Annotated in this window: 12 protein-coding genes; 7 read left to right on the top strand and 5 right to left on the bottom strand. The window is 69.1% G+C overall.

Features of this window, described 5'->3' with window-relative positions; translation table 11 throughout:
• Positions 1 to 56: 56 nt before the first annotated feature.
• The 6 genes from IU450_RS10395 to IU450_RS10370 all read left to right on the top strand — a co-directional run bounded on the left by IU450_RS10395 (position 57) and on the right by IU450_RS10370 (position 7,507).
• Positions 57 to 1,439 (top strand): lipase family protein, encoded by a 1,383-nt coding sequence (locus tag IU450_RS10395; protein ID WP_195149478.1) that lies wholly within the window; start codon positions 57 to 59, stop codon positions 1,437 to 1,439.
• Between the two features lie 129 nt (positions 1,440 to 1,568).
• Positions 1,569 to 2,933, top strand: coding sequence for a glutamine synthetase family protein (locus IU450_RS10390; RefSeq protein ID WP_228834211.1), 1,365 nt, complete (start codon positions 1,569 to 1,571; stop codon positions 2,931 to 2,933).
• Positions 2,914 to 3,660 carry a gamma-glutamyl-gamma-aminobutyrate hydrolase family protein gene (locus tag IU450_RS10385; protein ID WP_195149477.1) on the top strand — a complete coding sequence of 249 codons (747 nt, stop codon included), beginning with the start codon at positions 2,914 to 2,916 and terminating at the stop codon, positions 3,658 to 3,660. The genes IU450_RS10390 and IU450_RS10385 overlap by 20 nt, the downstream gene beginning before the upstream one ends.
• Positions 3,657 to 5,018, top strand: a complete 1,362-nt coding sequence (locus IU450_RS10380; RefSeq protein ID WP_195149476.1) for an aldehyde dehydrogenase family protein — start codon at positions 3,657 to 3,659, stop codon at positions 5,016 to 5,018. Before IU450_RS10385 ends, IU450_RS10380 begins: the two co-directional genes overlap by 4 nt.
• A gap of 26 nt (positions 5,019 to 5,044) precedes the next feature.
• Positions 5,045 to 5,809, top strand: coding sequence for a 3-oxoacyl-ACP reductase (locus IU450_RS10375; RefSeq protein WP_195149475.1), 765 nt, complete (start codon positions 5,045 to 5,047; stop codon positions 5,807 to 5,809).
• Positions 5,810 to 6,229: 420 nt separating this feature from the next.
• The gene (locus tag IU450_RS10370; protein WP_195149637.1) at positions 6,230 to 7,507 is read left to right on the top strand and encodes an MFS transporter; all 1,278 of its coding nucleotides are present in this window, start codon (positions 6,230 to 6,232) and stop codon (positions 7,505 to 7,507) included.
• A gap of 10 nt (positions 7,508 to 7,517) precedes the next feature.
• On the opposite strand, the gene IU450_RS10365 is transcribed toward IU450_RS10370, so the two are convergent.
• The 4 genes from IU450_RS10365 to IU450_RS10350 form a co-directional block, all read right to left on the bottom strand.
• Positions 7,518 to 7,850 (bottom strand): hypothetical protein, encoded by a 333-nt coding sequence (locus IU450_RS10365; RefSeq protein WP_195149474.1) that lies wholly within the window; start codon positions 7,848 to 7,850, stop codon positions 7,518 to 7,520.
• Positions 7,851 to 8,045: 195 nt separating this feature from the next.
• Positions 8,046 to 10,580 (bottom strand): tetratricopeptide repeat protein, encoded by a 2,535-nt coding sequence (locus IU450_RS10360; protein ID WP_195149473.1) that lies wholly within the window; start codon positions 10,578 to 10,580, stop codon positions 8,046 to 8,048.
• Positions 10,581 to 10,750: 170 nt separating this feature from the next.
• The gene (locus IU450_RS10355; RefSeq protein WP_195149472.1) at positions 10,751 to 11,125 is read right to left on the bottom strand and encodes a hypothetical protein; all 375 of its coding nucleotides are present in this window, start codon (positions 11,123 to 11,125) and stop codon (positions 10,751 to 10,753) included.
• Positions 11,126 to 11,210: 85 nt separating this feature from the next.
• Positions 11,211 to 11,780: a TetR/AcrR family transcriptional regulator gene (locus IU450_RS10350; protein ID WP_195149471.1), complete on the bottom strand. Its 570-nt coding sequence runs from the start codon at positions 11,778 to 11,780 to the stop codon at positions 11,211 to 11,213.
• A 100-nt stretch (positions 11,781 to 11,880) separates the two neighbouring features.
• Between IU450_RS10350 and IU450_RS10345 the strand changes: the two genes are divergently transcribed.
• Entirely contained in the window at positions 11,881 to 12,318 is a 438-nt protein-coding gene (locus IU450_RS10345) for a hypothetical protein (protein WP_195149470.1), read from the top strand.
• 61 nt (positions 12,319 to 12,379) lie between these two features.
• Here IU450_RS10345 and IU450_RS10340 read toward each other — a convergent pair whose 3' ends face one another.
• Positions 12,380 to 13,183 (bottom strand): SDR family oxidoreductase, encoded by an 804-nt coding sequence (locus tag IU450_RS10340; protein ID WP_195149469.1) that lies wholly within the window; start codon positions 13,181 to 13,183, stop codon positions 12,380 to 12,382.
• Between the last annotated feature and the right edge of the window lies 1 nt (position 13,184).

The following is a 13,184-nucleotide window of genomic DNA, read 5'->3' as shown; positions in this document are numbered from 1 at the left end:
GTCACCGCGGCGGTGGCGCCCGTGCTCACGGCCGTGCCGTCGAAAGGGAGAACCGGATGAGTGTGCAGCTCGAGTGGGACGGTGGCTCGGTGCCGCCCGACCCTGCGTCGTTCTCGCATCGGCCGATGTTGCCGGAAGACGATCCGTTCTACGCTCCGCCGCCCGCGGTCGGGCGCTTGCGCCCCGGCGCGATCGTCCGCACGCGCAAGGTGGAGATCGGATTCTTCGGCCTTGTGACGCAACGTGTTTCGGCCTGGCAGTTGCTCTACCGCACGTGTGATCTGCACGGCGTCCCGGAGGTCGCGGTGACCACCGTGCTGCTGCCGTGGGGCGCGGACCCCGCCGAGCCGCGCCCGCTGGTCTCGTTCCAGTGCGCGATCGACGCGGTGGCCTCGAAATGTTCCCCTTCCTACTCGCTACGGCGTGGGGCGCGGGCGGCGGGGTCGATACCCCAGCTCGAGCTGCCGCTGATCGCCAGTGCCCTCGCACGGGGCTGGGCGGTGTCGGTGCCGGACCACGGGGGAACCGAGGGTCGGTTCGGCGTGGCCAGGGAGCCCGGATATCGCGCGCTGGACGCGGTTCGCGCCGGTCTCGCCTTCGTCCCGCTCGGGCTGGACCCCGCCACACCCGTTGCGCTATGGGGATATTCGGGCGGGGGATTGGCCACCGCGTGGGCCGCGGAGGTGGCCGCGGAGTACGCGCCCGAGCTGAACATCGTCGGCGCGGTCGCCGGGTCGCCGGTCGGTGATCCGGCCGCCGCCTTCATCCGGCTCAACGGGACCCTGTTCGCGGGGTTCGCGGCCGTCTTCACCGCCGGGCTACGCCGCGGCTACCCCGAACTGGACCGCATGCTGCGCACCCACCTGGACGCGCGATATCTCGGCTGGCTGGCCGAGACCGAGACCACGGCGACGTTCCCCCTGCTGTATCGCTTCGCCCGGCGCGATATCGACAAGCACAGCGGAGAGGGGCTCACCGCCATGATCGCCCAGGGCGGATTGCAGCGGATCCTCGAAGACATCCACCCCGGTCGCCAGGCGCCCGCGATGCCGATGCTCATGCTGCAAGGCGTGTACGACGAGGTGATCGCGGTCGCCGACGTGGACGGTCACGTCGCGCGCTACGTCGACGCCGGCGTGCACGTGCGCTACCTACGCGACCGGCTCAGCACCCATCTGCTGCTGCAATTCCTCGCGTTGCCGGTCATGGTCGACTGGCTCGCGGGGCGCTTCGCGGGCCGCGAGCTGCCCGCGGCCGGTACCCGAACCAGCTGGTCGCTCGCCCTCGCCGGCCCGGCGCTGAGCGGCCACCTGCGTTTCGCGGCTTTGCTCGTCCGCATGTGGCTCGGACGGCCGATCCGCGCACCGCGCCCGCTCGCGCTGTCGCGCCCCCGCGCCCTGTCGGTCCTTTCCGCCGCGCTTCGCAATCCGTTGTCCTGACCTGCGCGCTCACTGCCGGGGCGGCTGATCCCGCACCCTCGCGCGCGTGTCCGGAAGTTCGTGTGTCCCGTCACGAACCTGTCCGTTTTGCTCTAGCGTGAGCACGGTTGGTGCCGAGAGGGGTCGTGGATGCGTAGCGGGATGCTGAGTGTGGCGCAATTGCGGGACCGGGTCGACACGGGTGAGATCGACACGGTGCTGGTCGCCATGACCGACATGCAGGGCCGTCTGCAAGGGAAGCGCTGCGCGGCACGATATTTCCTGGACGAGGTGGTCGAGCACGCCACCGAGGCGTGTGGATACCTGCTCGCGGTGGACGTGGACATGACGACCGTCGACGGATACGCTCTGTCCTCCTGGTCGACCGGGTACGGCGACTTCGTACTGCGGCCGGATCTGCGCACGTTGCGCACCGTGCCGTGGTGGCCGGGCACGGCGCTGGTGCTGTGCGATGTCGAGCACGTGGTGCCGGAGGGTAAGGCGGTGCCGGTCTCGCCGCGCCAGGTGCTGCGCAAACAGCTCGACCGGTTGACCGAGCGCGGCTTGCGCGCGTTCGTGGGTACCGAACTCGAGTTCCTGGTGTTCGACGACAGCTACGAGGCGGCCTGGAACGCCGGGTATCGGGGGCTGACTCCGGCCAACCAGTACAACGTCGACTACTCGATGCTGGGCACCGGGCGGATCGAGCCGTTGCTGCGCCGCATCCGTAAGGAGATGGACGGCGCGGGGATGTACGTCGAGTCGGCCAAAGGCGAGTGCAACCCCGGTCAGCACGAGATCGCGTTCCGGTACGACGACGCCCTGGTCACCTGCGACAACCACAGCATCTACAAGACCGGTGCGAAGGAGATCGCGGCGCAGGAGGGGCGCAGCCTCACGTTCATGGCGAAATACAATGAGCGCGAGGGCAATTCGTGTCACATCCACCTGAGCTTGCGTAGCGACGCGGGCGAGCCGGTCTTCGCGGGTGAGGGAGCTGACGGCATGTCGGCGCTCATGCGGCACTTCATCGCCGGCCAGCTGGACTGCCTGCGCGAGTTCACCTATCTGCTGGCGCCGAACATCAACTCCTACAAGCGCTTCGTCGCGGGCAGCTTCGCGCCGACCGCGATCGCGTGGGGCCGGGACAACCGGACCTGCGCCATCCGTGTGGTCGGCGAGGACCATTCGCTGCGCTTCGAGAACCGAGTGCCCGGCGGTGACGTGAACCCCTACCTCGCGGTGGCCGCGCTGATCGCGGCGGGACTGCACGGTATCGATCGCGCGCTGCCGCTGGAGCCGGAATTCCACGGCAACGCCTACCGCTCCGAGCGTCCTCGGGTGCCGCATACGCTGCGGGAAGCGGCCCAGCTGTTCGCAGGCAGCACGGTGGCCCGCGCGGCCTTCGGTGATGATGTAGTGGAGCACTACCGCAACGCGGCGCGGGTCGAGCTGGACGCCTACGACGCCGCGGTCACCGACTGGGAGCGTATCCGTGGTTTCGAACGACTCTGAGGTCGCGGGAGCCCGTCCCGTGATCGGCCTGCCCACCTATGTGGAGCAGACCCGCTTCAATGCCTGGGACCTGCCGTGCGCGGTCCTGCCGCACTCCTACGTCGACATGGTGGCGGCCGCGGGCGGCATCCCGGTGTTGCTGCCGCCCGCGGGCGCCGCGCGTCCCGAGCTGGTGCGGCGGCTCGACGGGCTGGTGCTGACCGGCGGCGCGGACATCGATCCCGCGCGTTACGGCGGCCCTTCGGCCGGGATACCCGGGTACACCAGACCGGACCGCGACGAATCGGAATTCGGTCTGTTCGAGCTGGCCAGGGCGGCGGGCCTGCCGATCTTCGCGGTGTGCCGCGGACTTCAGCTGGCGAACGTGGCCCTCGGCGGCACGTTGATCCCGCACCTGCCCGACGTCGTCGGGCACGAGGAGCACTCCGGCGTCGAGGGCGGATTCACCACCACCCGGGTGCTGACGATCGCGGGCAGCCGGGTCGCGCGACTGGCCGGTCCGGAGGTGAAGGTGCACTGCCACCATCACCAGGCCGTCGATCGGCTCGCCGGGGTCCTGACCGCCACCGCGTACGCCGCCGACGGCACGATCGAGGCCGTGGAGTCGGTCGACGGTTCGTTCCTGGTCGGTGTGCAATGGCATCCGGAGGCCGACGCCGCCGATCGCCGGCTGATCCGGGCCCTGGTCGAGGCGGCGGACACCTATCGAAGGGAGCGGAACTCGTGACGACAGCGCAGGTGGTCAATCCGGCGACCGAACAGGTGGTCACGACCGTCGAGCTCGTCGGAGAAGCGGAGACCGACGCGGCCATCGCCCGCGCGCAGCGAGCGTACGCCGAGTGGCGCGAGGTGGCGCCGGGTGATCGGGCCCGGTTGCTGCGCCGGTTCGCCGAAGCGGTCGACGCGGATCTGGAGCACCTCGCCCGGCTCGAGGTCGCCAACGCCGGGCACACCATCGGCAACGCGCGCTGGGAGGCGGGCAACGTCCGCGACGTCCTGCATTACGCGGCCGGTATGCCCGAGCGGCTGCTGGGTAACCAGATCCCGGTCGCGGGCGGGGTCGACATCACCTTCCACGAACCGCTCGGCGTCGTCGGGGTGATCGTGCCGTGGAACTTCCCGATGCCGATCGCGGCGTGGGGTTTCGCCCCGGCGCTCGCCGCGGGCAACACGGTGGTGCTCAAGCCCGCCGAAGTCACGCCCCTGACCGCACTGCGGCTCGGTGAGCTCGCGCTCGCGGCGGGCCTGCCCGAGGGCGTGTTCCAGGTACTGCCCGGCAAGGGTTCGGTGGTGGGGCAGCGCTTCGTCACCCACCCGGGAGTGCGCAAGGTGGTTTTCACCGGTTCCACCGAGGTGGGCACACAGATCATGGCGGGCTGCGCGCGGCAGGTGAAGCGGGTGACGCTGGAACTGGGCGGCAAGAGCGCCAACATCGTGTTCGCCGACGCCGACCTGGAACAGGCGGCGGCCACCGCGCCCTACGGCGTCTTCGACAACGCCGGGCAGGACTGTTGTGCCCGATCGCGGATCCTGGTGCAGCGCAGCGTATTCGACCGATTTCTCGAACTGCTCGAGCCTGCGGTGCACGGCGTGCGAGTCGGTGACCCGTCCGACGAATCCACCGAGATGGGCCCGCTCATCTCCGCCGCGCACCGGGAGCGCGTCGCCGAGTTCGTGCAGCCGTCGACGAAAGTGGCGTTCACCGGCAGCGCGCCCGATGGACCTGGCTTCTGGTACCCGCCCACGGTGGTGCTGCCCGGCGCCCCCACCGACCGGGTCCTCACCGAGGAGGTGTTCGGCCCGGTGGTCGCGGTGGTGCCGTTCGACGACGAGGCCGACGCGCTGCGCATCGCCAACGACACGAATTACGGTCTGTCCGGCTCGATCTGGACCAGGGACGTCGGCCGGGCGCTGCGCGTGGCCCGCGGCGTGGAGGCGGGCAATCTGTCGGTGAACTCGAATTCGTCGGTGCGGTATTGGACGCCGTTCGGCGGTTTCAAGCAGTCCGGGCTGGGACGTGAACTCGGACCGGACGCCGCGCTCGCCTTCACCGAGACCAAGAACGTCTTCCTCGCCACCCAGTGACACCACCACATCCGACAGGAGATACGTTGCAGCGCTTACAGGATCGGGTCGCCGTCGTCACCGGCGGCGGGAGCGGTATCGGTCTGGCCACGGTCCGTCGTTTCGCGGCGGAGGGGGCCAAGGTGGTGGTCGCGGACATCGACGCCGGGACCGGCGAGGCGGCCGCCGAAGAGGTCGGCGGGCGCTACGTGCAGGTGGACGTCACCGACGAAGCCCAGGTCGAGGCGCTGTTCCAGACCGCGGTCGATACCTGGGGCGGGTTGGACATCGCGTTCAACAACGCGGGCATCTCACCGCCGGAGGATGATTCGATCCTGACCACCGGCATCGATGCCTGGCGGCGCGTGCAGGAGGTCAATCTGACCTCGGTGTACCTGTGCAGCAAGTACGCCATCGGGCACATGCTCGAGCGCGGCAAGGGTTCGGTGATCAACACCGCCTCGTTCGTCGCGGTGATGGGCGCGGCCACCTCGCAGATCTCCTACACCGCCTCCAAGGGCGGTGTCCTGGCGATGAGCCGGGAGCTCGGAGTGCAATTCGCCCGCAACGGCATCCGGGTGAACGCGTTGTGCCCCGGTCCGGTGAACACGCCACTTCTTCAGGAACTGTTCGCCAAGGACCCCGAACGCGCCGCGCGGCGCTTGGTGCACGTGCCGCTCGGCCGCTTCGCCGAACCGGAGGAGATCGCCGCCGCCGTCGCGTTCCTCGCCAGCGACGATTCCTCGTTCATCACCGCGTCGCAGTTCCTGGTCGACGGCGGCATCGCGGGCGCGTACGTGACGCCGCTGTAGGACAGGTCCCATGTCGGCGCTCCCGACCGGGCGCCGCACTCGGCGCGCACCGCGCTTCCGGGCCGCGGCCGGTATCGCCCTCCTGCGGGCGGGATCGGCCGCGGGCTTCTTCGCGCTACGAAACCCGGCGGTACGTGGCTGGATTCGCTCGCGGAGTCGGTAGTAGTCACCGAGTAGTGTGACCGGCTTCACAATTGGGGAGTAGTCGCAGGTCAGATCGGACGTATCCGGGCGTCGCCGGGACGGTGACTGTTTGCTGGGCGGGAATTGCGGGTATCGGTCTGTTTCGTGCCACACCTGCGGTTGTCGGGATCGGAGGTGGATCGAATCGAGGTCCGTGGACGGGCTGGAGAGGACGTGCACGTGACCGACCGGACTTCGGAGAGTTTCCCGCTGCGGCGCTCCGTGGCGGCCTCCGCCATGGGCAACGCGACCGAATGGTTCGACTACGGCGTCTACGCCGCCACCGCGACGTATCTCACCGACGCCTTCTTCCCCGGGGAACTGGGCACGCTCGGCACCATGCTCGGCTTCGCCATCTCGTTCGTCCTGCGCCCGCTCGGCGGCATGGTGTGGGGGCCGCTCGGTGACCGCATCGGCCGTAAAGCCGTGCTGGCCACCACGATTCTGCTCATGGCCGCCGCGACCGGCGCCATCGGCCTGCTGCCCACCCACGCGTCGGTCGGTGTACTCGCCCCGATCCTGCTCATCTCGCTGCGCGTGGTGCAGGGTTTCTCGACCGGCGGCGAATACGGCGGAGCCGCGACGTATCTCGCCGAATGCGCGACCGACCGCAAGCGCGGTTTCCTCGGCAGCTTCCTGGAGTTCGGCACGCTCGCGGGCTTCGTCGGCGGCTCCGCGACGGTGCTGGCCTGCCAGCTCGCGCTCGGTTCGGACACTATGCACGACTGGGGTTGGCGCATCCCGTTCCTGATCGCCATCCCGCTCGGCCTGACCGGCTGGTACCTGCGGTCCAGGCTGGAGGAGAGCCCGGTGTTCACCGAAGTCGCCGAGCACAAGCGTCCGCCCGGTGGCCTGCGCGAGGTGCTGACCACCTACCGGCGCGAGACCCTCACGCTGGCCGGACTGGTGGTCGCGCTCAACGTGGTCAACTACACGCTGTTGACCTACCAGCCCACCTACCTGCAGAACACCATCGGTATGGGCGAGTCGACCACCACCGCGATGATGCTGGTCGGTCAGCTGGTGATGATGCTGGTGCTGCCGTTCTTCGGCCGGCTGTCCGACAGTGTCGGCCGCCGCCCGCTGTGGTTGTTCTCGCTGATCGGCCTCACGGTGCTCGCGGTGCCGATGTACTGGCTGATGGGCCAGGGCACGGCATGGGCCATTTTCGGCTTCATCGTGCTCGGACTGCTGTACGTGCCGCAGCTGTCCACCATCAGCTCCACGTTCCCCGCCATCTTCCCGACCCACGTCCGCTACGCGGGCTTCGCCCTGGCCTACAACGTCTCCACCGCGGCCTTCGGCGGCACCGCCCCGCTGATCAACGAGGCCGTCATCGAGGCCACCGGCTGGGCACTGTTCCCCGCCCTCTACACGGTCGGCGCGTCCCTGATCGGCCTGGTCGCTTGGAACTTCCTGCGCGAAACCGCCGGAACATCACTGCGCGGCACCGAGGTCCCCGACGCGGGCGACCCCACCCCGGAGCCGGACCTCCCCGCCCAACCCGCGTTCTGAACAGGACGGGTCAGTCGGTTGCGGACCAGATGACCACCGAGGCGGTGTAGGCGTCGACGGCGGTGTTGAGGGAGACCCCTGTGATGAAGGCGGTGCGGCCTGCCGCGGTTCTGACGCAGTAGGCGCTGTTCTCGGCGACCGGCAGGGTTTCGGCGCCTTGGGTGGCGATGAGGTCCGAGCACTGTTGCCGGGTCGGTTCGGCCGGGGTGGTCCACAGGGCGACGGTGGGCTTTATCGTGAAGAAGCCGCCGCTGAGTCCGTAAAGTGTTGCCTCGGAGAATCCTCCGGAGGACTTGCGGTCGTAGCTGACCCAGGTGCTGGCGCCACTGTTGCCGGACAGCACGCGGGGTGGGACGGAGTCGAGGTCGAGGTAGGTCAGGTTGACCGTGCCGGACCAGCGGAGGTCGTTCGTCGAAGCGGTTGCCGATCACGGATTTTCAATTGTCAATCGCGGCAACATCTTCGGTGTGCTCACACACGGATACGGGCGCGAGCCGCTGCGACCGGCCGCGCAGGGAGCCTGGCGGACCCGTTCACTTCACCGGATGCCGCCCGCCAGGTCGGCGAGGCGCTCGTACATCAGGGCCAGATCGCGCTGATAGCCGAGGTTGGAGGGCGCCGATCGGACCAGGTGGTCGGCGATGGCCAAGCCGCGGCGAAAGTGTTGGGCGGCGGCAGTGCGATCGCCGGTGTCGCGGGCGAGGCCGCCCTGTTTGTCGCAGCAGGAGAGGAGGTCGTGGTGATAGCCGAGGTTGCCGGGATCCGCGGCCGCCAGTTCCTCGGCGATGTCGGCCGATCGGTGGTACCAGTCGCGCGCCGCGTGGTTGTCCCCGTGCGAACGCGCCAGCGCGCCGAGGCGGTCGTAGGTGATGGAGAGGTCGCGGCGGTAGGAGAGGTTCGAAGGCTCGGCCTCCACCAGCGCGAGATCGATGGCCAGAGCGTTGTGGTAGGCGCGATCGGCTCCGGCGAGATCGTTTCGGGCACGGGCGGTGTCGCCCAGCTTGTGGTAGCAGAACGAGAGATCTCTGCTGAAGGAACGGTTGTCCGGCGCGGCCTCCACCAGGCTCGTGGCGATCGCCGTAGCGTGCTCGAACAGTCTTGTCGCCTCGTCGGAGTCGCCCTGAGCGATTGCTACTCTGCCGAGGGCGTTGTAGGCCAAGAGCAGGTCGCGTCGATACCGTAGGTTCCCAGGATCGGCGGCGGTGAGTTCCTCCGACAGCATCAGGGCGCGACGGCAGTGCGTCGCCGCCACATCGTGGTCGTCCTGATCGATCGCCAGCGAACCGAGTGCGTCGTGGACGATCAGAAGGTCGCGGCGGTACTGAAGATTGGCGGGCGCGGCGGCGGCCAGCTCCTCGGTACAGTCCAGCGCACGTCGGTAGAGCCGGGCCGCTTCGTCGAAGTCGCGCCACTCCCTGGCGATGTCGCCGAGCACATTGCAGGTGAGGACGAGGTCGCGACGGTACCGAGCATTGGTGGGGTCGGCGGCGAGGAGTTCCTCCGTGATGGCCAGGGCGCGGTGGTAGTGCCGGATCGCCTCGTGCGGGTCGCCGTGCGCGCGGATCACTCCGGCCAGGCGGTCCACGCTGACCGAGAGGTCCCGCCGGAACCCCGGATTCGACGGTTCGGCCGCGACGAGCGTTTCGGTCAGCTCGACCGATCGCCGATACAGCCGGATCGCCTCCGCCAGATCGCCACCGGCTCGGGCCAGTTCGGCGAGTTTGTCGTAGCAGATCGACAGATCGCGACGGTACTGCAGGTTGTCCGGATCGGCATCGACCAGGTCTCGGGTCAGGGCGAGCGCGAGCTGGTGCAACCGCGCCGCCTCCTCGACGTCCCCGGTGTCCGACGCGAGACTGCCCATCTTGTTGTAGGACACCGAAAGGTCCCGTCGATAGAGCGGATTTCCGGGCTCCGCGGCGACGAGTTCCTCGGTGAGCAGGAGCGTGACTCGGTAATGGTGTGCGGCTTTGTCGGCCTCGCCCGCCGCATGGGCGAGGTCGCCTACCTTCTCGTTGACGACGGCGAGATCGCGGCGATACGAACGGTTCGCGGGCTCGGCCGCCGCGAGTTCCTCGACGAGGGCCAAGGCGCAGTGGTGCAGCCGGGTAGCCGCATCGACGTCTCCCGCTGTTCGTTCCAGATCGGCCAGCTTGCCGTAGGACACCGAAAGATCACGGCGGTACGCCGGGTTGTCCGGTTGCGCGGCCGCGATGCGTTCGCCGATCGCGACCGAGCTACGGTACAGGCGTCTGGCTTCGGCGGGCCCGCTCGCGCCCGGGGCCGCTTCACTCTCGGGCATCGATTCTTCGGCGGCTCGGCCGTCGAATCCTTCGTCGAGGCCGAGCAGGAACGCGTGCCGGTACAGTCGCCCGGCCGTCGCCGCATCTGCCTCGGCGCGAGTGAGATCGCCTATCGCGATGTAGGACAGCGACAGTTCGCACGCGTTCTCCGCTTCGAGCCGGGCGGCCGCGGGTACCGCGCACAGGAGGAAACGGGCGATCGTACCGAGAAGCACGCCGCGCTCCGGCGGTTCCGATCCGCTGTTCGAGGGCTTCGCCGCATACTCGACCAACCGGCGGTGATGTGCGGCGAGATAGTTCTCGGCCGGGGACCTGACGTGTTCGTCGTCCGCGCAGAACCGGGTGAGGGTTGCGAAACATCGCTCACGCTGCCGGGGAGAGGCGATGTGCACGCTGTCGGCCAGCAGTCGCACCCCGTCGTTCTCCGCGCGCAGCGCCTGACCTACGAGCGATTCACCGAGCCGGCCGGGCGGAGGGTTGAGATACCGGTCGCCCGGACAGTGGGTACGCAGCCACTGGGCGGTCGCCGTGCGGCCGGCGGCCGTGTCGGGTCCGTTCCCGAGGACCACTGTCATCAGCCGGTCCGCCTCGGCGGCGTCGTCCGCGCCGAACAGGGTCGCCAGCGCGGTGGCGCGGCGCAGGTCGGCTTCGGAGACTCCGTCCGGGCCGGTTTCGTGCCAGTCGCGAAGCGGATCGCTCGGCCCCGCGGCGGTGGGAGGATGCTCAGCCGGTGCCGGTTCGGTGCTTTCGTCGAGCGGATCTTCGAACATGCCATCCCCCAATGCTTTCGGTGAGAAAGGTTTCGTGAGAACGGTTTCCGTGAACGAGTCGACTCCGACGCTAACAGCAGGGTCCGACAAGTGTGGGCGAGCGCCGTGCCGGATCACTCCATAGGCGTGGCCGCGCGCGTTGTGGCGCGCGAGGCCGATCGGCGGATCGGTCAAGCGGAGCCGGGTGACTGCTCGTCGTCCTCCGGCCAGCCGTCCTCGATGACCAGGCGTCCGTCTTCCAGCGCCGTCGTGTACTGGTCGGCGACCAGCTCGGCCGGGTAGGTCGGCCAATAGGAGACCGCGCCCGTGGGCTTGTCGATGACGTGGACCGAACCGCCGACGATGACTCGCGGGCTGTCCGGGCCGGCCTGCGGCGAGTGGGGAAAGGCGGCGACAGCGACAAAGCAGGCGTCGAATTCCGTTATCAGGTAGGTGATTCCGCGTTCGGTGTAATCACCGTTGGTGAGATGGTGGCCGACGATCCGGTGTGCCTCGGTCAGGTCAACCGGTGTGATCGCCTCGGTCGGGTAGGCGTGGATGTCCATGTGTCGTGGCAGCCGGGGAGTGGCCGCCCGCTCCTTCCGGGTCTCTGGATAGCACGGCGGCGGCTCGGTGCAAGCCGGTTTCCGGTCAGTCGAACCGGATGGTGGACAACATATTGCGGGCCATGGCCTCCGGATCGGGATCGTCGGCCAGTGACGAATTATGCAGTGCCCCTTCGCGCCACAGCGAAGCGAAGCCGTGCACCAGCGACCATGCGGCGAGTTGCGTCGCCCGCTGGCGGTCGCGGCTGCGGCCCGGTTCGATGGCCGAGACCCCGGAGCGCAGCGCCGCCGCGGAACGATCCCGCGCGGCCCGCAATGCCGCGTCCTCGGCGTGCAACAGGTTGTGCCGGAACATCACGTCGAAGTGTCCGGGATGCTCGCGCGCGAAGCGAATGTACGCCACCGCGACTTCGCGGAAATCCGCGCCGGCCCGCGCGAGCTGCTCGGCCAGCAGATCGAAGCCCTCGGTGGCCAGCGCGGTGAGCAGACCTGCTCGATCACCGAAGTGATGGGCGGGCGCGGCGTGCGAGACGCCCGCGTGCCGGGCCAGGTTGCGCAGTGAGAGCGCGTCGACGCCGTCGGCGGCGATCCGCTCGGCGGCCGCGGTGAGCAGCGCGGCGCGGAGGTCTCCGTGGTGGTAGCTGTCCTTCGCCATCTCTCGATGGTGGCCCATTATCTAGACATTGACAAGTTCGTGCGTCCGGCGATAATCTTTCCACTGTCAAGATTCGCACTTCGTTCCACAGGAGATCCCGATGGCACCGCTGGTTGTCCTCGCCGCCGTCACCGCGATCGCTCGCCTCATCGGCTGGCTGACCGGCAACGACTGGCTCGATTCGTGGGCGCACGCGGCCGCTCTCGGCCTGGCCGCGATGCTCGTGCTCACCTCGAGCGCGCACTTCCTCCAGCCGCGCCGCGACGCGCTGATCGCCATGGTGCCGCCGCGGCTGCCGAACGCCCCCGCCCTGGTGACGCTGACCGGCGTACTGGAACTGGCGGGCGCCGTCGGCGTGGTGATTCCGGCGACCGCCGACCTGGCCGCGGCTTGCCTGATCGCGCTGCTGGTGGCGCTGTTCCCCGCGAACGTCCGCGCCGCCCGCGCCGACTTGGGCATCAAGACCATGCCCCTGCCGCTGCGAGCGCTGGTTCAGGTCCTCTTCATCGCCGCCTGCGTGGCCGTCATCGTCGGCTGAGCACGGCAAAAGGCCCGCTCACGCACCGGAACACGGTGGGTGAGCGGGCCTTCGGCGCTGTTCAGCTGGAGCGCAGCGCCTTCGCGACGGTGCGGCGCATGAACGGTCGCGCCAGATCCTCGGGCAGGTTCGCCCAGGCGAGGAAGAACCGCGTCAACGGGTCGAGCGCGATGTGGTGGCGGCCGCGTTCCAATCCGCGCACCGCCGCCTCGGCGACCCGCTCGGGCGACATCGGTTCGATCGACCCGGTGATCGCCTTGGTCTCCACCGGCTTTCGCTGGTTCTCCATGGCCAGGCCCGGCGTGTCGGTGTCGGCGGGATAGATCACCGTGACGTCCACGCCTTTGGGCTCGACCTCGTAGCGCAGGCACAACGCCAGCTGCCGGACGCTCGCCTTGGTCGGCCCGTAGGCGGTGTATCCGGTGATCCCGAGAAACGCCGCCGTCGAGCTGACCAGCAGGATCTTCCCTCTGGACCGCTCCACCATGCCGGGCAGCACCCGCCGCACCGCGTGCACCGCGCCGAGATAGTTCGCCGACATCTGTGTCTCGAACTCGCCCGCGTCCACCTCGAGGAAGCGGCCGGGCAGGGCGAGACCCGCGCAGCAGGCGATGACCTCGCACGGCCCGTTGCGCTGTTCCAATTCCGTGACGGCCGAGCCGAGCTGATCCGGGTCCGTCACGTCCGCCGCGGCCCAGTCGGTACCCAGCCGTTTCGCGGTGTCGCGCAGCGGTGACTTGCGGCGCGCGATGATCGAGACCTGCGCGCCACGCCGCGCGAAGGCCCCCGCCACCGCTGCTCCGATCCCTTCCGAGCCACCCGTGACGATGACGTGCTTTCCGACCCAGTCGCCGACCCGTGCCATC

The sequence above is a fragment of the Nocardia abscessus genome, assembly GCF_015477775.1.
GTDB classification, from domain to species: Bacteria; Actinomycetota; Actinomycetes; order Mycobacteriales; family Mycobacteriaceae; genus Nocardia; species Nocardia abscessus_A.
This window is presented reverse-complemented; position numbering and strand designations above follow the sequence as displayed.

Coding starts and splice junctions, on each gene's coding strand:
- IU450_RS10370 (WP_195149637.1), top strand. CDS start 6,230: ATGGGCAACGCGACCGAATGGTTCGACTACGGCGTCTACGCCGCCACC.
- IU450_RS10395 (WP_195149478.1), top strand. CDS start 57: ATGAGTGTGCAGCTCGAGTGGGACGGTGGCTCGGTGCCGCCCGACCCT.
- IU450_RS10350 (WP_195149471.1), bottom strand. CDS start 11,780: ATGGCGAAGGACAGCTACCACCACGGAGACCTCCGCGCCGCGCTGCTC.
- IU450_RS10355 (WP_195149472.1), bottom strand. CDS start 11,125: ATGGACATCCACGCCTACCCGACCGAGGCGATCACACCGGTTGACCTG.
- IU450_RS10345 (WP_195149470.1), top strand. CDS start 11,881: ATGGCACCGCTGGTTGTCCTCGCCGCCGTCACCGCGATCGCTCGCCTC.
- IU450_RS10390 (WP_228834211.1), top strand. CDS start 1,569: ATGCGTAGCGGGATGCTGAGTGTGGCGCAATTGCGGGACCGGGTCGAC.
- IU450_RS10340 (WP_195149469.1), bottom strand. CDS start 13,183: ATGGCACGGGTCGGCGACTGGGTCGGAAAGCACGTCATCGTCACGGGT.
- IU450_RS10360 (WP_195149473.1), bottom strand. CDS start 10,580: ATGTTCGAAGATCCGCTCGACGAAAGCACCGAACCGGCACCGGCTGAG.